Source organism: Streptomyces sp. NBC_00887 (assembly GCF_045207585.1).
The window spans coordinates 5,073,373-5,097,996 of record NZ_CP108788.1 but is presented as its reverse complement, the minus strand read 5'-3'; the positions used below and the strand labels follow the sequence as shown (position 1 = coordinate 5,097,996).

At 71.1% G+C, this 24,624-nt stretch carries 19 protein-coding genes and 1 riboswitch; of the genes, 11 read left to right on the top strand and 8 right to left on the bottom strand.

Annotated elements, in window-relative coordinates; genetic code table 11:
- Positions 1-12 precede the first annotated feature (12 nt).
- Positions 13-1,851 carry a GMC oxidoreductase gene (locus tag OG844_RS23095; protein ID WP_406392770.1) on the top strand — a complete coding sequence of 613 codons (1,839 nt, stop codon included), beginning with the start codon at positions 13-15 and terminating at the stop codon, positions 1,849-1,851.
- An 84-nt stretch (positions 1,852-1,935) separates the two neighbouring features.
- Here OG844_RS23095 and OG844_RS23090 read toward each other — a convergent pair whose 3' ends face one another.
- Positions 1,936-2,925, bottom strand: coding sequence for an LAETG motif-containing sortase-dependent surface protein (locus tag OG844_RS23090; protein WP_406392768.1), 990 nt, complete (start codon positions 2,923-2,925; stop codon positions 1,936-1,938).
- A gap of 299 nt (positions 2,926-3,224) precedes the next feature.
- Here OG844_RS23090 and OG844_RS23085 point away from each other — a divergent pair, with 299 nt between their 5' ends.
- A complete protein-coding gene (locus OG844_RS23085; protein ID WP_406392766.1) occupies positions 3,225-4,958 on the top strand; it encodes a peptidase in 1,734 nt (577 codons plus the stop codon).
- Between the two features lie 308 nt (positions 4,959-5,266).
- On the opposite strand, the gene OG844_RS23080 is transcribed toward OG844_RS23085, so the two are convergent.
- Entirely contained in the window at positions 5,267-5,569 is a 303-nt protein-coding gene (locus OG844_RS23080; RefSeq protein WP_406392765.1) for a chorismate mutase, read from the bottom strand.
- 315 nt (positions 5,570-5,884) lie between these two features.
- Between OG844_RS23080 and guaA the strand changes: the two genes are divergently transcribed.
- The 4 genes from guaA to OG844_RS23060 all read left to right on the top strand — a co-directional run bounded on the left by guaA (position 5,885) and on the right by OG844_RS23060 (position 10,359).
- Complete coding sequence (guaA, locus tag OG844_RS23075) at positions 5,885-7,471, top strand: glutamine-hydrolyzing GMP synthase (protein ID WP_406392764.1); 1,587 nt, start codon at positions 5,885-5,887, stop codon at positions 7,469-7,471.
- A 147-nt stretch (positions 7,472-7,618) separates the two neighbouring features.
- A complete protein-coding gene (locus OG844_RS23070; RefSeq protein WP_406392763.1) occupies positions 7,619-8,374 on the top strand; it encodes an SAM-dependent methyltransferase in 756 nt (251 codons plus the stop codon).
- Positions 8,375-8,504: 130 nt separating this feature from the next.
- Positions 8,505-9,773, top strand: coding sequence for a hypothetical protein (locus OG844_RS23065; protein ID WP_406392762.1), 1,269 nt, complete (start codon positions 8,505-8,507; stop codon positions 9,771-9,773).
- A gap of 76 nt (positions 9,774-9,849) precedes the next feature.
- Positions 9,850-10,359, top strand: a complete 510-nt coding sequence (locus tag OG844_RS23060; protein ID WP_406392761.1) for a DoxX family protein — start codon at positions 9,850-9,852, stop codon at positions 10,357-10,359.
- A 156-nt stretch (positions 10,360-10,515) separates the two neighbouring features.
- On the opposite strand, the gene OG844_RS23055 is transcribed toward OG844_RS23060, so the two are convergent.
- Positions 10,516-11,853 carry a PspC domain-containing protein gene (locus OG844_RS23055; protein ID WP_406392760.1) on the bottom strand — a complete coding sequence of 446 codons (1,338 nt, stop codon included), beginning with the start codon at positions 11,851-11,853 and terminating at the stop codon, positions 10,516-10,518.
- 184 nt (positions 11,854-12,037) lie between these two features.
- On the opposite strand from OG844_RS23055, the gene OG844_RS23050 reads away from it, so the two are divergent.
- Both OG844_RS23050 and OG844_RS23045 read left to right on the top strand, forming a co-directional pair.
- Positions 12,038-13,324, top strand: a complete 1,287-nt coding sequence (locus OG844_RS23050) for a PspC domain-containing protein (RefSeq protein ID WP_406392758.1) — start codon at positions 12,038-12,040, stop codon at positions 13,322-13,324.
- Positions 13,321-14,016 carry a LuxR C-terminal-related transcriptional regulator gene (locus OG844_RS23045; RefSeq protein WP_406392757.1) on the top strand — a complete coding sequence of 232 codons (696 nt, stop codon included), beginning with the start codon at positions 13,321-13,323 and terminating at the stop codon, positions 14,014-14,016. Before OG844_RS23050 ends, OG844_RS23045 begins: the two co-directional genes overlap by 4 nt.
- A gap of 34 nt (positions 14,017-14,050) precedes the next feature.
- Here the strand turns inward: OG844_RS23045 and OG844_RS23040 are convergent, their stop codons facing one another.
- Complete coding sequence (locus OG844_RS23040; protein ID WP_406396225.1) at positions 14,051-14,812, bottom strand: GNAT family N-acetyltransferase; 762 nt, start codon at positions 14,810-14,812, stop codon at positions 14,051-14,053.
- 47 nt (positions 14,813-14,859) lie between these two features.
- A complete protein-coding gene (locus OG844_RS23035; protein ID WP_406392756.1) occupies positions 14,860-15,930 on the bottom strand; it encodes an NlpC/P60 family protein in 1,071 nt (356 codons plus the stop codon).
- 353 nt (positions 15,931-16,283) lie between these two features.
- Here OG844_RS23035 and OG844_RS23030 point away from each other — a divergent pair, with 353 nt between their 5' ends.
- Positions 16,284-16,637, top strand: a complete 354-nt coding sequence (locus OG844_RS23030; protein ID WP_406392754.1) for a hypothetical protein — start codon at positions 16,284-16,286, stop codon at positions 16,635-16,637.
- Between the two features lie 118 nt (positions 16,638-16,755).
- Here the strand turns inward: OG844_RS23030 and OG844_RS23025 are convergent, their stop codons facing one another.
- The gene (locus tag OG844_RS23025; RefSeq protein ID WP_406392752.1) at positions 16,756-17,910 is read right to left on the bottom strand and encodes an NlpC/P60 family protein; all 1,155 of its coding nucleotides are present in this window, start codon (positions 17,908-17,910) and stop codon (positions 16,756-16,758) included.
- A riboswitch (cyclic di-AMP (ydaO/yuaA leader) is annotated at positions 17,909-18,069 on the bottom strand. It overlaps the preceding gene by 2 nt.
- A gap of 258 nt (positions 18,070-18,327) precedes the next feature.
- Here OG844_RS23025 and pcrA point away from each other — a divergent pair.
- Positions 18,328-20,766: a DNA helicase PcrA gene (gene pcrA / locus OG844_RS23020; protein WP_406392751.1), complete on the top strand. Its 2,439-nt coding sequence runs from the start codon at positions 18,328-18,330 to the stop codon at positions 20,764-20,766.
- 3 nt (positions 20,767-20,769) lie between these two features.
- On the opposite strand, the gene OG844_RS23015 is transcribed toward pcrA, so the two are convergent.
- Entirely contained in the window at positions 20,770-22,434 is a 1,665-nt protein-coding gene (locus tag OG844_RS23015) for a peptidoglycan DD-metalloendopeptidase family protein (protein ID WP_406392750.1), read from the bottom strand.
- A 206-nt stretch (positions 22,435-22,640) separates the two neighbouring features.
- Positions 22,641-23,597: an esterase/lipase family protein gene (locus tag OG844_RS23010; RefSeq protein WP_406392748.1), complete on the bottom strand. Its 957-nt coding sequence runs from the start codon at positions 23,595-23,597 to the stop codon at positions 22,641-22,643.
- 347 nt (positions 23,598-23,944) lie between these two features.
- On the opposite strand from OG844_RS23010, the gene OG844_RS23005 reads away from it, so the two are divergent.
- Positions 23,945-24,358, top strand: a complete 414-nt coding sequence (locus OG844_RS23005; RefSeq protein WP_329208178.1) for a cobalamin B12-binding domain-containing protein — start codon at positions 23,945-23,947, stop codon at positions 24,356-24,358.
- Positions 24,359-24,624 lie beyond the last annotated feature (266 nt).

The following is a 24,624-nucleotide window of genomic DNA, read 5'->3' as shown; positions in this document are numbered from 1 at the left end:
CCGAGGAGAGCCATGTCCCAGGACAGCGCTGCCCAGAACCAGACCCCGCGCTCCGACGGGCCCGACGACGACGCCGCGTACGACTACGACGTGCTCGTCGTCGGATCGGGCTTCGGCGGCGCGGTCTCGGCCCTGCGGCTGAGCGAGAAGGGCTACCGGGTCGGCATCCTGGAGGCGGGGCGCCGCTTCACGTCGGCCACCCTTCCCAAGAACTCCTGGGACATCAAGAACTACCTGTGGGCCCCGGCCCTCGGGCTGTTCGGCATCCAGCGCGTGCACCTGCTCGGCAAGGTGATGGTGCTGGCCGGCGCGGGCGTCGGCGGCGGCTCCCTCAACTACGCCAACACGCTGTACGTACCGCCCGCGCCGTTCTTCGAGGACCGCCAGTGGGCCGGCATCACCGACTGGCAGGACGAGCTGGCGCCGTACTACGACCAGGCGAAGCGGATGCTGGGAGTCCGGCTCAATCCGACCATGACCCCGGCGGACGTCCACCTCAAGGCGGCCGCCGAGGCCATGGGCGTCGGCGACAGCTTCCACTTCGCCCCCGTCGGCGTCTTCTTCGGCGACGGCGCGGACGCCGACGGTACGTCGAAGGCGAAGCCCGGCGTCGAGGTCGCCGACCCCTACTTCGGCGGCGCGGGTCCCGCCCGCACGGCCTGTTCCGAGTGCGGCGAGTGCATGACCGGCTGCCGCCACGGCGCGAAGAACACCCTCAACGAGAACTACCTGTACCTCGCCGAGAAGGCCGGTGCCGTCATCCACCCCATGACGTCCGTCGTCGCGGTCACGGACGGTCCGGACGGCGGCTACCGGGTGTCGACCGTCCCCACGAACCGCCGCAGGAAGGCGAAGCCGGCCGTGCTGCGGGCCCGGAAGGTCGTCGTCGCCGCCGGCACGTACGGAACGCAGACACTGCTGCACACGATGAAGGACCAGGGGCTGCTGCCGCGGCTCTCCCCGAAACTCGGCGAGCTCACCCGGACCAACTCCGAAGGCCTGGTGGGCGCGCAGACCAGCGACCGCCGCTACCGCAAGAAGCACGGCATCGCGAAGGCCGACTTCAGCAGGGGTGTCGCCATCACCTCGTCGATCCACCCCGACGAGAACACCCACATCGAGCCGGTCCGCTACGGCAAGGGCTCCAACGCGATGGGCGCGCTGACCATCCTCCAGGTCCCCTACGGCACCCACCGGGTGCTGGGCTGGCTCGGGAACATGGTCAAGCACCCGACGCTGGCGGCGCGTTCGCTCTCCAACCGGCGCTGGTCGGAACGGACCATCATCGGCCTCGTCATGCAGTCGCTGGACAACTCGCTGACCGCGTACCGCAAGCCCGGCGGCATCGGAAAGGGCCTGCTCACCGCCCGCCAGGGCCACGGCGCGCCCAATCCGACACAGATCGCCGAGGCGACCCAGGGCGCCACGCTGCTGGCCCAGGAGATCAACGGCTTCGCCGGATCGAACATCGGGGAGCTGATGGGCACCCCGCTCACCGCTCACTTCCTGGGCGGCTGTGCGATCGGGGCGAGTGCCGACGAGGGGGTCATCGACCCGTACCACCGGGTGTACGGACACCCGGGCATCTCGGTCGTCGACGGTTCGGCGGTCTCCGCGAACCTGGGCGTCAACCCGTCGCTGACCATCACCGCGCAGGCCGAGCGCGCCATGTCCTTCTGGCCCAACAAGGGGGAGACGGACCCGCGGCCGGCACAGGGCGAGGCGTACACGCGGCTGTCCGCGGTCGAGCCGAAGGCGCCCGCGGTGCCCGAGAAGGCGTTCGGCGCGCTGAAGCTCCCGTTCCTGGGGATTCCCGTGGTGCCGCCGAAGGCGACCGCGTCCGAAGCCTGAGCGCCTCCGGAGCGTCGGTCCGGGAACGCCAAGGGGCTGCACCCCCCTCCGAGTGCAGCCCCTCACGTTCGACCGGTGACGCGCTTACGCGGCGGAGTCACCGTTCTTACGGCGCCGCACGATGAACATCGCGCCGGCACCGAGCACTACGGCCGCGCCGCCCGCGAGGGCGAACATCGGCGTGGTGGACGAGGAACCGGTCTCGGCGAGGCTGCCCGTGACCTGGCCGGCGTCCGCGTCGGCAGGCTTCTCGGACGGGACCGGAACCTTGCCGCCCTCCTGGGGCTTCGTGCCGTCACCGTCACCGGCCTTCACGATCTGGAACTTGTACGCGACGTCCGTGAAGCAGGGCAGGTCCTCTTCCTCGCCGAAGACGAGCCCGCCGCCGAGGCTGAAGCCGGCGCCGACCGGGGCAGTCGCCTGCACCTTGATGCGCAGGGATATGTCGACCTCGTACCCGGGCTTGATCGCGTCGGTCTCGCCGACGTAGCCGGTCGAGACGCCCTCCTCGTTCAGGTCCTCCCAGGTGCCCGTGTCCTCGTTGAGGGCCTGGAGGCGGACCTGCTTGCTGGTGAAGAGGTGGTCGCCGGCCTTGTCGGACGCCGCGCCCGCGAAGAACCACACGTTCTTCACGGTCTTCTTCGACTTGTTGTAGACGTTGAACGTGAAGGTGTCCCAGCCGCTGCCCCGGGTGATCTTGCCGGCGAGACCGTTGATGGAGAGCTTCAGCGGGCTCGGGTTGCAGTAGCCGTCCTCGTCCGGCTCCTCCGGGTCCTCGGTCTCCGAGGCGGTCGGAGTCGGGGTCGCCGACGGCGTCGCCGAGGTCGTCTCCGACGCGGAGGCGCTGGGGGAGGTGGTGGCCGTCTTGTCGGCGTCGGCAGACGTCGTCGCGGACGGGGAAGCGGATTCGGTGGTCCCGGCCGACGCGGTCTCGGACGGCGCGGTGGACACCGACTCGGTCGCGCTCGGGGTCGGCGTCGTGTCCGTGGCGAAAGCGGCCGGTGCGGAGAGCACGACGACCGGCGCGATGACAGCGGTGGCAGCAGCGAGTGCCATGGTGCGGCGAAGCTTCATGAAGGCCTCAGCAAGTCCGTTGTACCGCGCGGGCTGCGGTACGGCGAAAAGAAATAGGAGAACGGGCCTGCCGTTGTGGGGCACGGAAATAGCCTGTGTGTTCGCCATCCATGACCTGCGATGAGGCCCGATGGTTGTCCCTCGTTTCACACAATCTTTATGTGGCGCTCGCCACATGCGCCCCTCGTGCCCAATCCGTGATCTTGTCCAGCGCAACTCTTCGTACGGCTGCGCGGTCGAACTCGTGCTGCCTCACAGCACTTGCACCGCACCTGTCGATCCCATCCCAGAGGTCCGCGATGACACGCCTTTCCCCGAGAACTGCGCTGCGCCGAACCGCAGGCAGCCTTGCCGCCGCCGGGCTGCTCGCAGCCGGGTCGCTCGCCGTCGGCGCACCGGCGCAGGCCGCCGATCCCGCGTTCACGCTCGGTGGCCCGGCCGAGACGGCTCTGCACCCGTACCCGGCGACCGGGGCCCCGCAGAAGACCTCGCTCGGCTTCACCGTCAGCAACCCCGTCCAGGACGAGGACGGCTACCAGGGAGAGGTGACCTACACCCTCGACCTCAGCGGGATCGCGGGCGTCGCCGACATCGACATCGCCGAGGACACCGGCGCGGACTGCGAGATCACCGGCGCCACGGCCGTCTGCCACGACTACGGCGTGTACGCCGGGCTCAGCACCGTCGCCGACTTCGACCTCACCGCGGCCAAGGGCGGCAAGGACGGTGCGTCGGGCACCATCGAGGTGACCGGCTCGGCGGACGGGGTCACCTTCGTCCCGTTCACCACGAAGGTGACGATCGGCGGCCCCGACCTCGTCATGCAGCAGCTCCCCTTCAAGCAGCAGCTCAAGCCGGGTGAGACACAGCCGGCCCCGATCACGTTCGCCAACCGGGGCACGACGGCCGCCGACGGTGTCCTGCTGACCCTGATGTACTCGCGCGGCCTGGAGCTTCCCGAGCGCTACGCCAACTGCGAGTACAACGGGGAGGCCGGGGAGGAGCCGCAGGACGGTTTCGCCTGGTCCACCGCCCTGTGCTCGGTCGAGGGCTCCTACGAGCCGGGCGCCACGTACACGCTGGGGGTGCCGCTGTCCGTCAAGGCGACCGAGCGCGCGTACTACGACACCTTCATCTACCGCATCAACGAGGACAGCGCCGCACAGCGCTCGGCCCAGCGCGCGGGCGCGCCGTTCACCCGGGGCACCGGCCCCGAGCTGGCCCTGAAGAAGGTCACGTCCTCCGCCCGCAGCGGGGACCTCAACCCCTGGGACAACCAGCAGGAAGCCGACTTCCGTACGGAGAACACCGCCGACTTCGTGGCGACCGGCGCCAAGGGCTCGGGCTCCGCGGGCGAGACCGTCGCGGCCGTGATCGGCTTCCGCAACGAGGGGCCCGCCTGGATCGGCAACATCCGTTCCGGCGAGCCCGTCGCCACGGTCGACTTCACCGTCCCCCGGGGCGCCGAGGTCACCGGGAAGCCGGACTCCTGCCAGGGAGTGACGGCTGCGGGCAAGTACCGCGAGGAGCAGCTCGGCGCTCCGCGCTACGTCTGCGACTCGTCGATGACCGTCCGCGACGGGGCCGAGATCGCACTGCCCTTCGACCTGAAGATCACCGAGGTGGTTCCGAGCGCCGCCGGCAAGGTCGACGTCCGCAACACGTGGCTCAGCAACCCCGGCCTGCCGTTCGACCCGGCCCCTGGCAACAACACCGCGCAGCTGGTTCTGAACGGCGAGGACTCGGGCTCCGAGAACACCGGCGGCACGACGGACGGCACCACCACGACGGGCGGCTCGACCGAGGGCACCACCGGCGGGACGACCGGATCCACGTCCGGTACGACGGGCGGCTCGTCCACCTCGTCGGCCTCGGGTTCCACCGGAACGTCCGGCTCCGCGTCGACGGACGACGGCGGCCCTCTCGCCTCCACCGGCTCGGTCGCGCTGATGGCTTCCGGAGCGGCAGCCGTCGCCCTGGCCGCGGGCGGAGTGCTGTACGTGACGTCCCGGCGCCGCGCCCGGCAGGGCTAGGGCCTCTTGTCGGGACCGGCACCGCTGCCGGTCCGAGGGCGGCCGGTCCCGGGCGTCCCCGGGTCCGGCCGCATTTGGGGTGACCGGGCTGCTGTCCCCTGCCGACCGGTCACGCGCGCCGGGGTGTGGTCCCACGACGTACCTGCAGTACGTCACACATCCCGGCGGAGCCACGCGTGGTTTCCTACCGCTGCCGCCCCTGGCTGGCACGGACACACGGACCAACGAAGCGGCACGGGGCCCGGTCACGCGCCGTACGGGTGAGACCGGGCCCGAACGCAGATACGGCCGTACAGCCTTCCCGGGCCTCACACCCGGCCGCGGCACAGCTCCAGCAGCGTCATGGCGAGTGCCGTACCCGGCCTGCCCAGGGCGTGGCTGTAGTGGCTGAGGACGTCCATCTCGCGGGAGAGGTTCACCCGGCGGCCCCCGGAGGTGATCCGGGCCTCCTGGATGACCGCCGAGACGGCCATCCGTTCCTGGACGAGACCGATGATCCGGTCGTCCAGGGTGTCGATGCGATCCCGGGCGTCGCCGATCAGGGAGGCGGCCTCGTCGGTGTGCGCGCCGGTCCGCTCGGCGGCCGTCTTCGTGGGTGCGGTGATGTTCATCCGTGACTCCTGGAGGGGTACGGCCCCCCGGAGCGACAGGTCCGGAACGCCAGAACGCCCCGGGCCTGTCGGCCCGGGGCGCCTGGAACGTTGCTTGTCAGTTGCTCAAGCAGCACGACCATGGAAGCCGGCGGGCCGGGTGCCATAGGTAAAGACGAAGGTCGTGTGCTGACGCATGGGGGCAAGTATGGACCCCGTCCGCGGGCCGGGTCCACGCCGGGCCCGGATGGTGAGACGGGAGCCCGGCAGGGCGTGGTCGCACGGCCGGTAGAATTGGGAGGACCGACCCCCTCTCCACCGCCGGAAGGCCGCCCCGTGCCAGCAGCGCCCCCCGCCGCCCCCGACACCACCACCGACGTGGTTCTGGTTGTCGACTTCGGCGCCCAGTACGCCCAGCTCATCGCCCGCCGCGTCCGTGAGGCCCGGGTCTACAGCGAGATCGTCCCGTCCACGATGCCGGTGGCCGAGATGCTGGCCAGGAACCCCCGCGCGATCATCCTGTCCGGCGGTCCGTCCTCGGTGTACGCGGAGGGTGCGCCCAGCCTCGACCGTTCGCTGTTCGAGGCCGGGGTCCCGGTCTTCGGCATGTGCTACGGCTTCCAGCTGATGGCCACCACGCTCGGCGGCACGGTCGACGACAACGGTGCCCGCGAGTACGGCCGCACCCAGCTCGCCGTCTCCAAGGCCGGCTCCACCCTCTTCGAGGGCACGCCCACGGAGCAGCCGGTGTGGATGTCGCACGGCGACGCCTGCTCCGCCGCCCCCGAGGGCTTCACCGTCACCGCGTCCACGGACGTCGTACCGGTCGCCGCCTTCGAGAACGACGAGAAGAAGCTGTACGGCGTCCAGTACCACCCGGAGGTCATGCACTCGACCTTCGGCCAGCAGGTCCTGGAGCACTTCCTCTACCGGGGCGCGGGCATCGAGCCGACCTGGACGACCACGAACGTCGTCGAGGAGCAGATCGCCCTGATCCGTGAGCAGGTCGGCGACAAGCGTGCCATCTGCGGCCTCTCCGGCGGCGTGGACTCCGCGGTCGCCGCGGCCCTCGTGCAGAAGGCCATCGGTTCCCAGCTCACCTGCGTCTACGTCGACCACGGCCTGATGCGCAAGGGCGAGACCGAGCAGGTCGAGAAGGACTTCGTCGCCGCGACCGGCGCGAAGCTGAAGGTCGTCGACGCGGAGAAGCGCTTCCTCGACGCCCTGGCCGGCGTGTCCGACCCGGAGCAGAAGCGGAAGATCATCGGCCGCGAGTTCATCCGCGTCTTCGAGCAGGCCCAGCTGGAGATCCTCCAGGAGGACGGCCCCGAGGTCGCCTTCCTCGTCCAGGGCACCCTCTACCCGGACGTCGTCGAGTCCGGCGGCGGTACCGGCACCGCCAACATCAAGTCCCACCACAACGTGGGCGGCCTCCCCGACGACATCGAGTTCCAGCTGGTCGAGCCGCTGCGCCAGCTGTTCAAGGACGAGGTCCGGATGGTGGGCCAGGAGCTCGGCCTGCCGGAGGAGATCGTCCAGCGGCAGCCTTTCCCGGGCCCCGGCCTCGGGATCCGTATCGTCGGCGACGTCACCAAGGAGCGGCTCGACCTGCTGCGCGAGGCCGACGCCATCGCCCGCGAGGAGCTGACCGCGGCCGGCCTGGACCGCGACATCTGGCAGTGCCCGGTGGTCCTCCTCGCGGACGTCCGCAGCGTCGGCGTCCAGGGTGACGGCCGTACCTACGGCCACCCGATCGTGCTGCGCCCGGTGTCCTCCGAGGACGCCATGACGGCCGACTGGTCGCGTCTGCCGTACGAGACGCTGGCGAAGATCTCCACCCGCATCACCAACGAGGTCGCCGACGTGAACCGCGTCGTCCTCGACGTGACGAGCAAGCCCCCGGGGACGATCGAGTGGGAGTAGTCCCACCCGGATGACCCGGCGACCCGGATGACCCGGGCCGACCGGACCCCGTGCCGACGCCGCTGCCCCCGAGGGGCGGCGGCGTCGCCGTTTCCCGGCCGGAAAACGGTGGCAGGGCCAGGCGCAGCCGTGGCAGGATCCGCGCCTATGTCTGCCGACGAAGTCCGCGCCCTCATGTCCGCCCCGGGAAACGACCGGCTCACCTGGAACACCCCGCTGTCCGAGGAGCACGCCGCCCGGCTGATCGCCGCCTGCGATCCCGCCCCGGGGGCGCGGTTCGCGGACTTCGGCAGTGGCTGGGGCGAACTGCTGATGCGTCTCGTGGCGGCTGCGCCCGGCGCCACCGGGGACGGCGTCGAGACCGACCCGGACGCCGTGGCGCGCGGACAGCGTCTGGCGGGGGAGCGGGGGCTCACCGGGCGGGTGCGGTTCCACGAGGTGCCCGCGGCCGAGTATCCGGGGGACGGTTACGACCTGGCCGTCTGCATCGGCTCCTCGCACGCCTGGCCCGGCGGCACCCCCGAGGCGCTCAAGGCGCTGCGGGCCGCCGTGCGGCCGGGCGGGCGGGTGCTCTTCGGGGACGGGTTCTGGGAGCGGGAGCCCTCGGCGGCCGCACTGGAGGGGCTGGGTGCCGAGCCGGGCGACTTCGGCTCGCTCCTCGGCCTGGTCCGGCAGGCGGAGGCCGTCGGTCTGCGGCCGCTCCAGGTCACCGTCGCCGATCAGCGTGAATGGGACCTCTTCGAGTCCTCCGCCAATATCGGACGGGGCGAGCGGTGGGCGCTGGCCAATCCAGGGCATCCCCTGCACGCGGAGGTGACCGCGGCCGTCGACGCCCGTCGTACCGATTACTACGGCGGATACCGCGGAACGCTGGGCCTTGCGTATCTTGTACTCAGCACCTGACATTCGTACATGTGGACGACATGTACGCGCAGCCCGCCCCGATGCGGGACGGGCCCGCCCTGTACGGCACAATTCGCAGCAATCACAAGCGAGTTGGTTGTACCGGTGCAGGAAAGGGCGGCGTTTCCCCGTGGCGTTGGACGAGGCGAGGGCGAGCAGCACGCACGGCGGTGGCTGTACGTGCGGCGACTGCCCGCACGGAGCACGCGTAGGACACCGGCGCGCGGTGGCGGCCTTCCTCGCCAAACGCGATGAGCTGGCGGCCGGAAAGGGCCTGCCCGCCGGGGTCGCGCAGTCCGCGTCGGCATCCCGGCAGTGGGTGTCGGACGAGCTGACCGAGTCCGCGCGCACCGTCGCCGAACGCAGCCGCGAGGCAGGCGACGCCTGGCTCCACGTGGTCTGGCAGCGCACGCTGGTCGCCGTATGGGGCGGTGTCGCGCTGCTGGTCATCGGTGAGGCCGTCACCGCCATCGGCGCAGGCTGGTCCACCGCCCGCACCGCCGGTCTGGTCGCCGGGCTCCTCACCGCGGGCCTGCTGACCGCCGCCGCCCGGCTCCACCGGTCCCGCGGCGGCCTCCTCGCCCCGCTGATCGGCGAGGACAACCGGCTCTCCACCTCGCGCACGGTCGCCGCGTCCTGGGTGCTGCTCGCCGTCTTCGCCGTCCTCGTCCTCGCCCTCCAGCTGGCCGGCGCGTCCGACCACGGCGACCGCGACGAACTGATCGAGGGCCTGGACCTGGTGCGCTCCGCCGGAGTGCTGACCGTGCTCGCGCTGGTGTGCGCCGTCGCCGTCCTCGTACGCCGGGTGGTGACGGTACGCGTCCTGGGGCAGCGGCTGCAGAAGCTGCGCGCCGACCGGCCGCGGGCCGCCGATCTGCTCACCGACGACTCCGGCCGCGGCAGCTTCACCGATGTGCAGTACGTGCTCGTCAGCGCCGTCGCCGTGCTCTTCGCCGCAGTCCGCCTCGCCCGCCGCCCGGAACAACTGCCCGACCTGCCGTGGGGCCTGGCGATCCTGGTGGCCGTCTCCGCGGCGACCTACTTCTCCGGGAAGTACGCCGAGGGCGGCCGGCCGGTCATCCTGTCGGTCGTGAGGGCCCGGGAAGCCGGAGACCTGGACGCCCCGATCCGTACCGGCGACGACATCGAGATCCGCGGAGCCGGGTTCGTGCCGCCCGGGGCGGGGAGCCCGGACCGGCTCGCACGCGTGGTCGTCAGGATCGGCCGGGTGCACGTCCACGTGCCGCTGATCCCGGTCGCCGGCGGATTCGCCAACCCGTCCGACACGGTGCTCACCGTGCCGGTGCCGGTGGAGGTCGAACCGGGCATCGTGGACGTCCAGGTCGTCACCGCGGCGGGTGTGGAGACCAACCCCTGCCCGATCGACGTCACGGACTGAGTCGCAACCCTGGTGAGCAGCCCGTTCACGGCGTACGTATGGTCTGGTTGACGGGCCAACGGAAGGCGGAGCGGTCATGCATGGCTACGGCGGCGGTTCATACGGTCTCGACGAGCCGAGGACCCTTCGGGAGCGGGCGAGGCAGTACGCACTGCTGCCCCTGCGGATCTTTCTCGGGGTCACCTTCATCTACGCGGGGCTCGACAAGCTGACCGACAGCGCCTTCCTGTCGGCGAGCGGCGACGGTTCCATCGGGCAGCTGATGGAAGGGGTGCGCGACACCTCCGCTATCCCGGCCCTCGTCGACCTGGCCCTGAAGAACCCCGAAGGCTTCGGCTACGCCATCGCGATCGGCGAGCTCGCCGTCGGCCTCGGCACCCTCGTGGGGCTGTGGGCCCGACTCGCGGCCCTCGGCGGTGCGCTGATCTCGCTGAGCCTGTGGCTCACCGTGAGCTGGCAGACCGAGCCCTACTACTACGGCAACGACCTGATCTACCTCATGGCCTGGCTGCCGCTGCTGCTCGCCGGCGCGGCCGAGTTCTCCGCCGACGCCTTCCTCACGTCCCGGCGGCGACGCAGCCGGTAGCTCACCCACGTCACGGTCGCGGCCAGCCACAGGCCCCCGAAGAACACCGGGAAGAAGAACACCCACGGGACCGCCCACGCCCCCGCCGCGTCCGCCGTGTAGGCGCCGGCCAGGGCGAGCATGACGACACCCGCCACCGCACGGCCGGGCCGGATCTCATGACGCAGCACGGCTGACCTCCAGCTGTCCGATGCCGACTTCCATGCTCAGTTCGAGGGTGCCGGCCGGCCTGCTGCCGTTGACCGGTTCGAGGGTCTGTCTCGTCCGCCGGCTCGGGGCGACATCCACGTCCTCACGGAGTTCGGAGGGCAGTTGGATGTCCCCGAGGCCCACCTCGGCGCGCAGTTTCACCGTCATCCCCTTCGGTACGACGACGAGCGCACGGCCCGCCCCGACCCCGATACCGGTGCGCAGGACATCGCCCTCGGGGACGGTGACCCGGGAGAGGTCGAGCCGCGCGACCCCGGTCCCCAGCTCGTACCGGGGCTGGACCGCCGCGACCGAGGCCGGACGCCACTGCGTGCGGACCCATTCCGTGCTGATGTCCTTCGGCAGGGCCGCCGCACCCGCCAGCAGCCCCGCCGTCACCATCGCCAGCATGATCGTGCCGAACCCGGTACGGCCCAGGACCGAGGCGACCAGCAGCCCGAGACCGAACACCGCGAGCGCGGCGGCGAGCCCGAACTGCAGGCTCGTCCCCAGCGGCTGGGTCTCCCAGCTCAGCCCCGTGCCCAGACCGCCCGCGACCAGCGCGAGCAGGAAGACGAGACCGCCGATCGACCGCGGGCCCCGGGTCCCCGGCGGACGGTAGGGGGCGCGGTAGGGCGACTCCGCGGTGGCCCTGAGCCTGCCGCGCTCGGCCGGGTCGAGCACCGCGTCCACCGGACCCCACAGATAGCCGGAACCGACCGGCCCCGAAGTGCCGTCCTTGACGATCGGATCCCGCCACCACGACGGGGTACCCGGTGTCGGCGGCGCCTTCACCTCGGGCGGTGCCCCGTGCCCGGCGGTGTGCGCCGCGCCTCCCGGTGCCTGCGCCGCGGCCGTGCCCGGCGGATCCTCCGGCGCCGCCGTCCTGCGGTGCTGTGTCCACACGGAGAAGCCGATGACGGCCAGCGACAGCATCGCGGCGAACGCCAGCATCCCGCCGTTGTGCAGCATCGACAGGAGCAGCCCGCAGCCCACCAGCGCGAGCAGCAGCGCTATCAGCGACGCACCCTCGACCCGGCCCGACAGCAGCCTGCGCACCTCGTTCTCCTCCTCGCCCTCCACGGGGAGCAGGAGCCAGGCGAAGCCGTAGAAGATGAGCCCGATGCCGCCGGTCACCGCGAGGACACCCAGCACGATGCGGAAGATCACCGGGTCCACGTCGCAGTACCGGCCGAGCCCGCCGCACACCCCGGCCACCACTTTCTGCCGCGGGCTGCGCCGCAGCTGCGGTTTCGGCTCGGGTGGCGGCGCGACGCCGGGGGCGGCGCCCTGGGGAACGGTCATGGCTCCATGGTGACGGTCCGTACGCCCTTGTGGGACCCGCGACGACCCTGGCCGATCCCTGATATTGCTCCCGGGCACCCCCTCAGGGCGCTTCCGGCGACGGGATCGCGCAGGGCGGGCATCAGGGTCGCCTCCGGGACCGACCCTGATGCCACAACCGGCCCTGCCGTGTGACCATCGGTCCATGCCAGCCGCCACGACCCGAGCCGCAAGCTCCCACACCCCGGCCCCGGAGGATCCGCCGGTGCGCAAGCTGTACCGCAGCGCCGACGGGCGCCTGCTCGGTGGCGTCGCGCGCGGGCTCGCCGGTCATCTGGGGCTGCCCGTCGCCTGGGTCAGGTTCGTCTTCCTCGGGCTGTTCTTCGCGAACGGTCTCGGTGCCCTGCTGTACGCCGTGTTCTGGATCGTCGTCCCGCTCGGCATCGGCGGGGTCGAGGCGACGCGTTCCGTGTTCGAGACGGCCCCGGACGGGCGGCGCAGACTCCGCAAGCCCGACAAGGGCCAGGTCTTCGCCCTGGTCGCGCTGCTCATCGGCGCCATGATCTTCGTCGGCAACGTCGACATGGGCAGCAAGGCCGACCGCTACATCTGGCCGACGCTCCTGATCGGCGCCGGCTCCGTCCTGGTGTGGCGCCAGGCCGACAACGCGCGCCGGGCCCGCTGGATCGAGGTCGGCCGCCGCGGCCGTGTGCTGCACCTGGCCCGTGGCCTGGCGGGCGTCGCACTCGTCGGGCTCGGACTCGCCGTGTTCATGGTGGTCCGCGGCTCGGCGGCCCAGCTCGGCAACGTGCTGACCGCCGCCATAGCCGTACTGACCGGCATCGCGCTGCTCGCGGGCCCCTACCTCGCGCGGATGACGCAGGACCTCTCCGAGGAACGCCTGATGCGCATCCGTGCCCAAGAACGCGCCGAGGTCGCGGCCCATGTCCACGACTCGGTCCTGCACACGCTCACCCTGATCCAGCGCAACGCGGACGACGGCGGCGAGGTCCGCAGGCTCGCCCGGGCCCAGGAGCGCGAGCTGCGCAACTGGCTGTACAACCCGGAGGGCACCGGCAAGGACGAGGACGACGAACCCGAGACGCTCGCCGAGGCGGTCAAGCGTGCCGCCGCCGAGGTGGAGGACAAGCACGGAGTCCCGCTGGAGGTCGTCGTCGTGGGCGACTGCCCGCTCGACGAGAAGCTGGTGGCCCAGATGCAGGCCGCACGCGAGGCAATGGTCAACGCCGCCAAGTACGGTGGCGAGGGCGGCGCCGTCCAGGTCTTCGCGGAGGTCGAGGGCCGCACGGTATTCGTCTCCGTACGGGACCGGGGACCGGGATTCGACCTGGATTCCGTCCCGGGCGACAGGATGGGCGTACGAGAATCAATCATCGGCCGGATGCAGCGCAACGGCGGTACGGCGCGACTGCGTTCGGTGCCCGGCGGGGGCACGGAAGTCGAGCTGGAGATGGAAAGGGCGAGCCATTGACCGAGAACATCGAAGCTGCCGGGGGCCCGGAGCGCCGGGTACGGGTCGTGCTCGTCGACGACCACCGGATGTTCCGCACCGGGGTCCAGGCCGAGATCGGGCGCACCGAGGAGACCGGGGTCGAGGTCGTCGGCGAGGCCGCGGACGTCGACCAGGCAGTCACCGTGATCACCGCGACCCGCCCCGAGGTCGTCCTCCTGGACGTCCACCTCCCGGGCGGCGGCGGGGTCGAGGTACTGCGGCGCTGCGCACCGATGATGGGTGCCGTGGAGAACCCGGTGCGCTTCCTGGCACTGTCGGTCTCCGACGCCGCGGAGGACGTCATCGGAGTCATCCGCGGCGGCGCCCGCGGCTACGTCACCAAGACCATCACCGGCGCCGACCTGGTCGACTCGGTCTTCCGGGTGCAGGACGGCGACGCGGTGTTCTCACCGCGGCTGGCCGGCTTCGTCCTCGACGCCTTCGCCTCGACGGACGCGCCGCCGGTGGACGAGGACCTGGACCGGCTGACGCAGCGCGAGCGCGAGGTGCTCCGGCTGATCGCACGCGGGTACGCGTACAAGGAGATCGCCAAGCAGCTGTTCATCTCGGTGAAGACGGTCGAGTCGCACGTCTCCGCGGTGCTGCGGAAGCTCCAGCTGTCCAACCGGCACGAGTTGACGCGGTGGGCGACGGCACGGCGGCTGGTCTGAGGCCGACCGGCCATCGGAGGGCGGTCGGTCCGAGTCAGTGGCCTTCCGCCGCGAGCGAGATGTTGGTCTTCTCGCCGATCCTGCGGTAGCCGATGCCCGCGTAGATCCGTTCGACCTCGGGGCTTCCCGGCTCCAGCCAGACGGTGGAGCAGCCGCGCTCGAAGGCCGTCGTGGTCAGCCAGGCGGAGAGCGCGGCGCCGATGCCCCGGCGACGGAAGGCGTCGGCCACGGCGAGGCCGGCCAGTTCGCTGATGCCGTCGACGGGGACCGAGCAGCCGCCCGCTCCGGCGGGCTCGTCGCCGAGCAGGGCCAGCGCCGCGACGCCGTTGCCGGCCACCGCACCGCGCAGCCAGGCGATCCCGCCCTCGTCGGGGCAGCCTTCGCCGCCGAAGCCCGTGTGCTGGACCGCGGCGGCCGCGGTGAACTCCGCATCGGTGACGGGTTCGGACACGCGGAGCCCGTCCACCGGCTTCGGCGGCAGGAGACCCGCCGGGGTGCAGGCCAGTACCGGGGCGTGCATCTCCACGGTGAAGCCGGCAGCCAGCAAGGCCGGTTCGACGGCAGGGGCCCAGGAGGGCAGGAACTCCAGGCGCGGCAGCCGGTCGCGCTCCCGGAAGGCCACGACGAGGTCGTCGATGTCCCCGGCAGTGGGGTCCGCGCCCTGGTCGGGGATGGCGTAGTTGGCGTACTTCAGTTCCCAGCCCGGGTTGTGGCGCACCGTGAAGGGGCCCACCCGGTAGTGGCCGGAGGAGCGGAGGGTGAGCGTTCGCACGTAGTTCTGGACATCGGTGTCCATCGGCACGGGGAGCCTTCTCTCTCTCGCTGGGCCGGTCGGCGCGGAGCCTATGCCACCCGGGTCGCTCCCGCGAAAGGCATTTCGGTGATCGGTGCGATGCGCACCGGAGCGCCGGGGCGGGGGGCGTGGATCATCTGTCCGCCGCCGATGTACAGCCCGACGTGTGTGACACCCGAGTAGAAGAAGACCAGGTCGCCCGGGGCCAGTTCGGAGCGGGAGACGCGGCTGCCCGCGTTGATCTGCGTGTAGGTGGTGCGGGGCAGCGAGACGCCGGCGGCGCGCCAGGCGGCCTGGGTGAGGCCGGAGCAGTCGAAGGAGGACGGGCCGGTGGCGCCCCAGACGTACGGCTTGCCCAGTGCCCCGTAAGCGAAGTCGACGGCCTGTGCGGCACGGGCGTTGGGGGCGCTGACGGAGCCGCGCGGGGTGCTGCGGTCGGCCCGGACGGCGCTGCCGCCGTGCTGGGCGTCGGCGGCGCGCTCGTAATCCGCGCGCTGGGCAGCCGTGAGGGTGGCCAGGAGCTTGCGGGCGTCGGCCAGCTTGGTGCGGACCGCGCTCCGGTGCTTCTTCAGCTCGGCCTGGCGGTCCGCGAGCGCGGCGATTTCCTCGTCGGCCCGGGCGCGCAGCTGGGCGACCTCGGTGAGCTGCCTGCGGACGCCGTTGACCGCGCCGGCCTGCCGGTCCCCGGTCCGGTCCAGGTAGGAGGCGCGCTCCAGGTACTGGTCGGGGTCGGAGGAGAGCGCCAGCTGGACGGCGGGGTCGAGCCCGCCGCTTCGGTACTGCGCGGCGGCGAACGAGCCGAGGGCGTCGCGCGCGGCGTTGAGGCGCTCCGTCCGGCGGGCGGCCTCGTCGCGCAGGGCGTCCAGGGACTTCGCGGTCGCGGTCGCCTTCTCCTTCGCGCCGTTGTACTGCTCGGTGGCGACCTCGGCCTCGTGGTACAGCCGGTCGACCTCGGACTTCACCTGGGCCGGGGTGAGCTGGGGCTCGGCCTGGGCGGCGCCCTCGAAGGCGGTCGCGGTAGCCGCCCCGGCGAGGGCCAGAGTGGCGGCGGTGCGGGCAGCGGGCCCGGTGAACGGGCTCTGCTTGGGTTTGCGGTGAGCGGCTTTGCGTTGGGCGGCCACGGGGGCGCGGGTCCTTCCGTTCGACTGCCCGTCGGGGGGTACCGGCGGGCCCGCCGGTACCGGTGCCGGGCCACCACAGGGGGAGTGGCCCGCCACCGGAACCTGGCGGGGTGACCGGGGTGCCGCCCGGTACGGGAGCGGCGGTGGAGAGTCGGTCACCTGGGAGGGACGCTAAACCCGAGGCACGGGCAGGAGTCGTAATGACAGCTATTGCCTCAATCTGACGTTTCGATCTCTGCAAGTGACCGGAAAAACCAGCTGTAGTCGGGCAATTCGCTCGGGTCGAGAGCGAAGCCGTAAGGAAGTAGTACCTGGCCGAAGAGTGGTGATATGGCCGCGGCTACGCTGCGGCCATGGACGTACTCATCAATGTGTTCGTGGCCCTGCACATCATCGGGATCGCCTCCCTGCTGGGCGGATTCCTCACCCAGATGAAGGCCGTGGGGGAGGGCGCCGCGCGCTTCGGGCCGGCGATGCTGCACGGTGCGCTGACGATGCTCGTCACGGGTGTCGCCCTGGTCGGGCTCAACCAGGCGGACGACCAGCCGGTGAACAATGTCAAGATCGGCATCAAGCTGCTGATCCTGGTCGTGATCCTGGCGCTCGTCTATGTGAAGCGCGACGAGGAGAAGGTCGACAAGGGCGCCTTCATGGCGGTCGGCGGGCTGACGGTCGCCAACATCTTCATCGCCACGCTCTGGACCTGACCGGGCAGCCGCAGGGCCCGGTGTCCGCCGGGCGCCGCCACCCCGGCCGTGACGGGCAGCCCCACGGGCCCGGTGTCCGCCGGGCCCGTAGGCAGCTCCGTCTGTGCGCTCCGTACCGCTACGCCGGGCGCACGCTGCCGTAGATCGGCATGTAGTAGATCGACTCCTCGCGCACGTTCGCGCCCGGCTTCGGCGCGTGGATCATCATCCCGTCGCCCTTGTAGATGCCGACGTGGCTGATGTCGTCGTAGAAGAAGACCAGGTCCCCCGGCTTCAGATCGGCGGTGGCCACCCGGGTGCCGACCTCGACCTGGTCCCAGGTGGTGCGGGGCAGGTCGACGCCCGCCGCCTTCCACGCGGCCTGCGTCAGCCCGGAGCAGTCGTACGAGGACGGGCCCGTCGCCCCCCAGACGTACGGCTTGCCGATCTGGTCCCGGGCGAAGGCCAGGACCTTGTCCGCCTTCGAGGCGTAGCTGCTGTCGGATCCGGTGCCGGTGCCGGTGCCGGTGCCCGCCTCCTCCTTCGAGGCCTCCTCGGCCGCCCGGTCCGCCTCCGCCTTCGCGGTGGCGGCCTGCTCGCGCGCGAGCTCCTCCGCCTTGCGCCTGGCCTCCGCCTCCTTCTTGCGCTCCAGCTCCGCGAGCCGCGCCTTCTCCTCGGCGGTCAGCTCCGACAGCAGCGTGCGCGCCTCGGCCAGCTTGTTCTGCACCTGCTGCTTGCTGGTGCGCAGCGTGGTCTGCGACTCGGTGAGCGTCTGCAGGCTCTTCGTCGCCTCGACCCGCTTGGTCGCCGCCTCGCTCTGCTGCGTACGGAAGTCGGCGACCGCCTTCTGCTGCTGGCTGGTCATCCGGGCCATCAGCTGGTCCTGGTCGAAGTACGACTGCGGGTCGTCCGCGAGGAAGAAGGTGGCCGTGGGGGCTATCGCGCCGCTGCGGTACTGCGCGGCCGCGTAGTTGCCCAGCTCCCGGCGCGTCTCGTTCAGCTTGTCGGCGCGCTTGGCCGCGGCTTCGAGGAGCGCGTCGACCTTGGAGCGCTGCTGGGTGGAGGACGCCTTCGCCTTGTTGTACTGCTGGGTCGCCGTTCCCGCCTGGCGGTAGAGGTCGTCCACCTTCTTCTGCACTTCTTCGATGCTGGGCTTGGGCTCCGCCGGGGCGGCCGTCGCGCTCTGTGTGGAGAGCAGGGTGACGGACGCGAGTGCCGCCGTCGTGAGCCCGACGGCAGGGGAGCTGGTGCGCACACGGGTGCGCGGTTTGCGATGCGACGCCAAGGCCGGCATCTCCTTCCGTGGACCGCCTACCGGGTTAGCTGTCGGGTTCGGGCGGAACGGAAGGCTGCCCTACGGTCCAGCGGGACGGACCGATTCACCCCGGTGCTGCGTGTGGGTCCCCGGTTCCGGACTCCCGTGCGGGAGTGACGGATTCGGCGAGGGTGCCCGCGCGGCGTGGTTCGCCTCAAGGGGGTAACGGTCACCCGTCGGAGCACGCTAGCCAACCCGTGGCGTCCCTGTGAAGGTTGATGTTCGATATGCCCGATACATTTCCGTGACCTTTCCGGATTGAGTGGCCCCACAGCGGGAACAACTACTGAATCCCTACGCACTGTGGGCAATCCGTCTCGGTGCGCGCACGGATCGGGGGCATCGTGCGGAATGCGGCCCCGGGGTGTCGGTGCGGCCGCCTAGACTCGTCAGGCGATGAGCAGCCTCTTTGACGACAGTTTCCTGACCGGCCTCCAGCAAGCGGACGAGGGCCCCCCGCCACCTCCCGAGGACCACGCACCCGAAGCGGTGCCAGAGGACCTCTTCGGAGGTGTATTCGACGGGCCCCCGCCGCCGCGCGAGGCCTACTACCGCGACGGCGCCCCGCGCCCCGTCGTCGACTCCGCCGCGCTGCTCGACGGGCTGAACACCGAGCAGCGCGCCGCCGTCGTCCACGCGGGCTCCCCGCTGCTCATCGTCGCCGGGGCGGGCTCGGGGAAGACCCGGGTGCTGACGCACCGGATCGCCCATCTGCTGGCCGAGCGCGGGGTGCACCCGGGGCAGATCCTCGCGATCACCTTCACCAACAAGGCCGCGGGCGAGATGAAGGAGCGCGTCGAGCAGCTCGTCGGACCGCGCGCCAACGCCATGTGGGTCATGACCTTCCACAGCGCGTGCGTGCGGATCCTGCGCCGCGAGTCGAAGCGCCTCGGCTTCACCTCGTCGTTCTCGATCTACGACGCCGCCGACTCCAAGCGGCTGATGGCGCTGGTCTGCCGCGACCTGGACCTCGACCCGAAGCGCTATCCGCCGAAGTCGTTCACGGCGAAGGTCTCGAACCTGAAGAACGAGCTGATCGACGAGGAGACCTTCGCGGGCCAGGCCGCCGACGGCTTCGAGAAGACGCTGGCCCAGGCCTACGCGCTCTACCAGGCGCGGCTGCGCGAGGCCAACGCGCTGGACTTCGACGACATCATCATGACGACGGTGCACCTGCTCCAGGCGTTCCCCGATGTCGCCGAGCACTACCGCCGCCGCTTCCGGCACGTGATGGTCGACGAGTACCAGGACACCAACCACGCGCAGTACACCCTCGTACGCGAGCTGGTGGGCCCGGCGGGCGAGGCCGACGCCCCGGGTGAGCTGTGCGTCGTCGGTGACGCGGACCAGTCGATCTACGCCTTCCGCGGCGCGACCATCCGCAACATCCTCCAGTTCGAGGAGGACTACCCGGACGCGAAGACGATCATGCTGGAGCAGAACTACCGTTCCACGCAGACGATCCTGTCCGCGGCCAACGCCGTCATCGAGCGCAACGAGAGCCGCCGCCCCAAGAACCTCTGGACGAATGCGGGCGCCGGCACCCGGATCACCGGATACGTCGCCGACACCGAGCACGACGAGGCACAGTTCGTCGCCGACGAGATCGACCGGCTGACGGACGCCGGGGACGCGAAGGCGGGCGACGTCGCCGTCTTCTACCGGACGAACGCCCAGTCCCGTGTCTTCGAAGAGATCTTCATCCGCGTCGGGCTGCCCTACAAGGTCGTCGGCGGAGTGCGCTTCTACGAGCGCAAGGAGGTCAGGGACGTCCTGGCCTACCTCCGGGTCCTCTCCAACCCCGAGGACACCGTCCCGCTGCGACGCATCCTCAACGTGCCGAAGCGGGGCATCGGCGACCGGGCCGAGGCGATGATCGACGCCCTGTCGATGCGCGAGAAGATCTCCTTCCCGCAGGCGCTGCGCCGCGTCGACGAGGCGTACGGCATGGCGGCACGCTCGTCCAACGCGGTGAAGCGGTTCAACACGCTGATGGAGGAGCTCCGCACGATCGTGGAGTCCGGCGCCGGACCGGCGGTCGTGGTGGAGGCCGTCATGGAGCGGACCGGCTATCTCGCCGAACTCCAGGCGTCCACCGACCCGCAGGACGAGACCCGCATCGAGAACCTCCAGGAGCTCGCCGCCGTCGCCCTCGAGTTCGAGCAGGAGCGGGCCGAGGAGGAGGGCGCGGGCACGCTCGCCGAATTCCTGGAGAAGGTCGCGCTCGTCGCCGACGCCGACCAGATCCCCGACGAGGACGAGGACGGCTCCGGCGTCGTCACGCTGATGACACTGCACACCGCCAAGGGCCTCGAATTCCCGGTGGTGTTCCTGACCGGCATGGAGGACGGCGTCTTCCCGCACATGCGCGCGCTGGGACAGGTGAAGGAGCTCGAGGAGGAGCGCCGGCTCGCCTATGTGGGCATCACGCGTGCCCGTGAGCGGCTGTATCTGACCCGGGCCGCGATGCGCAGTGCGTGGGGTCAGCCCTCGTACAACCCGCCGTCGCGGTTCCTGGAGGAGATCCCCGACCAGCACCTGGACTGGAAGCGCAAGGGGCCGATGGCGGCTCCGGCGGGACCCACGTCGGGGATCACGTCGTCGCTGTCCTCGTCGCGCTCCAAGTCGGGGCCCTCGGGCTTCGCGACCCGGCGCACCTCGGACAAGCCGGTGGCCACCCTGGTCGTCGGGGACCGCGTCACGCACGACCAGTTCGGACTTGGCACGGTGACGGCGGTCGAGGGGTTCGGCGACCAGGCGAAGGCGACGGTCGACTTCGGGGACGAGCGGCCGAAGAAGCTCCTCCTGCGGTACGCGCCGGTCGAGAAGCTGTAGGACTCAGTTGGGGTTGAGGCCGTGGCTGCGGAGCCACGGCGTCGGGTCGATCGCCGCGCCGCCGCCGGGCCGCACCTCGAAGTGCAGGTGCGCGCCTGTTGAGTTGCCGGAGTCCCCGGCATACCCGATCACGTCGCCCGCCTTGACCGAGCCCGACCGGATCCTGGTGGTGCTGAGGTGGCAGTACCAGGTCTCGGTGCCGTCAGACGCGGTGACGATGGCCATGTTCCCGTAGGCGCTGTTCCACTGGGTGCGCACGGTGCCGTCGGTCGCCGCCATCACGGGAGTGCCGTACGCGACGGGGAAGTCGATGCCCGTGTGGACGGACATCCAGTTCACTCCGGCCTGGCCGTAGTACGCGCTGAGGCCGTGCTGCTTGACCGGGAGGACGAACTTGGGGCGCGCGGCCTCGCGGCGGGCGGCCTCTTCCGCGCGCTTCTTCTTCTCGGCGGCCTGCCGCTCCTTCAGGTCGATGCGCTCCTGGGTGCGGCTGGCGCGGTCCGCGAAGTTCTCCGCGTCGGCGCTGAGGTTGGCGAGCTGGGTGTCCAGCTTGTTGTTGGCCACGACGGGCTTGACGGTGCCCGGGTCGGCGGCAGCCACGGTCGTGGTGTCGTCCTTCTGCTCATTGCCACCGACGCCGCTCACGGAGGCGGCGGCGATGCCGGCGACGCTCATGACGCAGGCGGAGGGGACGGCGACGGTGAGGAGGGCGGAACGCTTGGCAGGGGTGCGGCGCCGGCCTCGGCTGCCGCCACCGCCGCGCGGGGCGGAACGGCCCACGGGGCGCTGGGCGGTGGAGGTGCGGGCTGCGGGGATGTCGGTGTCGCCGTCGGCGGGGGCCGAGTGTGCGGTGCCGGTGGCCTCCGCGGCCGGGCCGGCCTCGTCGGCTTCCGGGGCCCCGTCGGTGTCGGTGTCCGCGAACTCGGCGGTGTCCGCGTCGTCCGCGGTCCCGTCGTACTCCGTGGTCCCGGGTCCGGCGTCGTGGGCGCTGAACTCGGCCGTCTCGTAGGACTCGTAGGGCGTCGACCGGTGTTCGTACGAGGGGTGCGACGTCTGTTCGGGTGCGTACGCCGTGTTCTCGGGCGTGGCGCCGGTGTTCCAGGCGGTGGCGTCGTACGCGCCGGTGTCGACGGTCTCGTAGGCGCCGGTCCCGTAGCCGGGGGACTCGAAGACCGGGGCGGTGTAGGTGCCCGTGGCGTAGGACGTGTCGCTGAACGTGGAGGTGGGGAAGGCGCCGGTGTCGCTCGTTGCCCACTGGTCGGCCTGGCCCGTGTGGTCCCAGCCGGTGGTGTCCCACTGGCCCGTCGCCTCCGGAGCGCCGGCCTGCGAGGGAATCCCGCCGGCGGGCAGCCAGGTGGCGGTGGTGTCGTATGTCTGCTGGGCCGGATGGGCCTGGGCGCCGTACGCGTCGTACGGGGCCTGCTGGTGGCCGCCGGTGTCCCACTGGGTGGGGTCGTACGGGACGCTCTGGCTCTGCGGCTCCGCCGGATACGCGTTTCCGTAGCCGCCGTAGGTGGCGTCGTACGCAGTCGTGTAACTGCTGTCGTACGTCTCGTGACTGCCGTCGTGATGACCGGGAAGAGTCCCGAAGAGCGGGTCGGTGTCGAAGCTGCCGGTGGAGTGACTGTCGTATCCGACGTACCCGGCGTGGGGGTGCTGGTCGTTCACCAACTTCTCTCTCGCCTCGGCAGCAGGACCTGTTCCGGGGTCCGGTGGGGGGAACCCAGGGTGAGCAGTGGCCGCGACTGTACCCGGCGGTACGCGAGGACGACAATCTTCTGCCGGTTCCGTTCGCTCAGGAAACGGGCAATCGGCCGCCTTTCGGTGAACTGGAGAAGCAGCCTTGGCTCTATGTTCGAAGTTTGTTCTATTCGTCAGGCGACGGAAGCGGCTCCTCGGATGCCGATGACCGAGACGTCGGACTCGAGCGCCTGACGGATCGCGGCCGCTACGGCGGGATGCACCGGCAGCGCGAGATGGCCGATGCCGGTCACACGCACGTTCTGCGCGTCGAGGTCGGGGTGGTCGACGCAGGCCGTCTCGACGGGGAGCATGACCCGGTCCAGTTCGCTCCAGAAACTGATGAACCGCGTCCGACAGCCCGGAGCCGGCCTGCGCAGCTCCTCGATCAGGGAGGAGCCGCTGCGCATCTGGCGCACGATCGGGTGCGCACCGGCCAGCGGGGCGGCGGCCGTGCCACTGTGCGGCGTGCCGAGGGTGACCAGGGTGCGCACCCTCCGGTCACCGCCCAGTCGCTGTACGTAGTAGCGCGCGATCAGGCCGCCCAGGCTGTGCCCGACGATGTCGACCTCGGTGTGTCCGGTGCGGGCGCAGATCTCCTCGACATGGCGGTCCAGCAGCTCCGCCGCCGTGCGGATGTCGCAGGTCAGGGGCGAGTAGTTCAGCGATTCGAGATGGCGCCAGCCGTGCCGGGCCAGGGAGCGACGGAGCAGGACGAAGACCGAGCGGTTGTCGATGAAGCCGTGCAGGAGGACGACCGGCGGCCGGTCGAGGGACCGGGCCGGGAGGGCGCTGGGCGCGCCGTCCGCCGAAAGAGTGGCGTGGGGGGTGTCCGGGTGACCGGGGCTCTGCCGGTCACTGTCGGTTTCGGGGCCGGTTTCGGGGCCGTCCTCTGGGCCTGCTTCGTGCCCGGGGCCGGGAGGGGCGGTGGGGAGCCGGCGCTCGGGGGTGATGCCGGTGGGGTAGATGAGGAGGTGTCCTGCGAGGATCGCCACCTCCAGTGCGGTGGCTCTGACCAGCGCCGATGTCAGTCGGCTCGGATACAGGCACGACTGGCGCAGCAGTAGGGGAAGGAAGGACAGGACCTTCATGGCCGACCTCCTGCACTGGCATGCGGCGGAGGCGGCTCCCTGCCCCGTATGCCCTCACGGGGTGTCGCTGCGGAGGTGGCGACGGCCATCGGTCGGCCGGGGGTCGTACCACCGTGCCGTGCGGCTGACGGCGCGGTGGTACGACGACCTCGTTGCGGCTCCCCTGCACGACGGTCCCTGCGCGGCTGTGGGCCGTGTGATGCGGGGAGCGACGCTTGGCGAACATGTCCCAATGTGTGATTTCCCCCTCCCCGTCCACCGCGAAACGATGCCGTGCGGGATGCTGTGGATAACGTTCGTTCACATCCCCGGCCCTTCAGGCACGGGAGACGCATGTGGAGGCAGTGATGGGTGTGACCGGTCCGATCCGAGTGGTGGTGGCGAAGCCGGGACTCGACGGCCACGACCGCGGGGCCAAGGTGATCGCGCGGGCACTGCGCGACGCGGGTATGGAGGTCATCTATACCGGGCTCCACCAGACCCCCGAGCAGATCGTGGACACGGCGATCCAGGAGGATGCCGACGCGATCGGGCTGTCGATCCTCTCCGGTGCGCACAACACGCTCTTCGCGAAGGTCATCGTGCTGTTGAAGGAGCGCGAGGCTGAGGACATCAAGGTGTTCGGCGGCGGCATCATTCCCGAGGCGGACATCGCGCCGCTGAAGGAGCAGGGCGTGGCGGAGATCTTCACGCCGGGTGCGACGACGGCTTCGATCGTCGCCTGGGTGAATGCGAACGTCCGCCAGCCTGCGGGGGCCTGAACAGGGCCTGAGCAGCGCCTGAGCAGGTTCTGAACTGGCTCCCTCTTCTCCTCGTCCGCCGGCTTGCAGAGACCTGAGCACGCCTTGTTCCGGAGCCGTGTCGCGGTCGAGCAGGCTCGCTCCCGGAGCCGGAGCACTGTGGCGCCGGAGCACCGGGGCCGGAACCGGGCGCCCGGGGCCGGAGCACCCGAACGGGAGCCGGGCGCCGGAGCAGGGCGCCGCGCGGCAGCCGGTGCGCCCTGCTGTGCCGCGGCCCGCGGGCTGTG

Coding starts and splice junctions, on each gene's coding strand:
- OG844_RS23095 (WP_406392770.1), top strand. CDS start 13: ATGTCCCAGGACAGCGCTGCCCAGAACCAGACCCCGCGCTCCGACGGG.
- OG844_RS23090 (WP_406392768.1), bottom strand. CDS start 2,925: ATGAAGCTTCGCCGCACCATGGCACTCGCTGCTGCCACCGCTGTCATC.
- OG844_RS23085 (WP_406392766.1), top strand. CDS start 3,225: ATGACACGCCTTTCCCCGAGAACTGCGCTGCGCCGAACCGCAGGCAGC.
- OG844_RS23080 (WP_406392765.1), bottom strand. CDS start 5,569: ATGAACATCACCGCACCCACGAAGACGGCCGCCGAGCGGACCGGCGCG.
- OG844_RS23070 (WP_406392763.1), top strand. CDS start 7,619: ATGTCTGCCGACGAAGTCCGCGCCCTCATGTCCGCCCCGGGAAACGAC.
- OG844_RS23060 (WP_406392761.1), top strand. CDS start 9,850: ATGCATGGCTACGGCGGCGGTTCATACGGTCTCGACGAGCCGAGGACC.
- OG844_RS23055 (WP_406392760.1), bottom strand. CDS start 11,853: ATGACCGTTCCCCAGGGCGCCGCCCCCGGCGTCGCGCCGCCACCCGAG.
- OG844_RS23050 (WP_406392758.1), top strand. CDS start 12,038: ATGCCAGCCGCCACGACCCGAGCCGCAAGCTCCCACACCCCGGCCCCG.
- OG844_RS23040 (WP_406396225.1), bottom strand. CDS start 14,812: ATGGACACCGATGTCCAGAACTACGTGCGAACGCTCACCCTCCGCTCC.
- OG844_RS23030 (WP_406392754.1), top strand. CDS start 16,284: ATGGACGTACTCATCAATGTGTTCGTGGCCCTGCACATCATCGGGATC.
- OG844_RS23025 (WP_406392752.1), bottom strand. CDS start 17,910: ATGCCGGCCTTGGCGTCGCATCGCAAACCGCGCACCCGTGTGCGCACC.
- pcrA (WP_406392751.1), top strand. CDS start 18,328: ATGAGCAGCCTCTTTGACGACAGTTTCCTGACCGGCCTCCAGCAAGCG.
- OG844_RS23010 (WP_406392748.1), bottom strand. CDS start 23,597: ATGAAGGTCCTGTCCTTCCTTCCCCTACTGCTGCGCCAGTCGTGCCTG.
- OG844_RS23005 (WP_329208178.1), top strand. CDS start 23,945: ATGGGTGTGACCGGTCCGATCCGAGTGGTGGTGGCGAAGCCGGGACTC.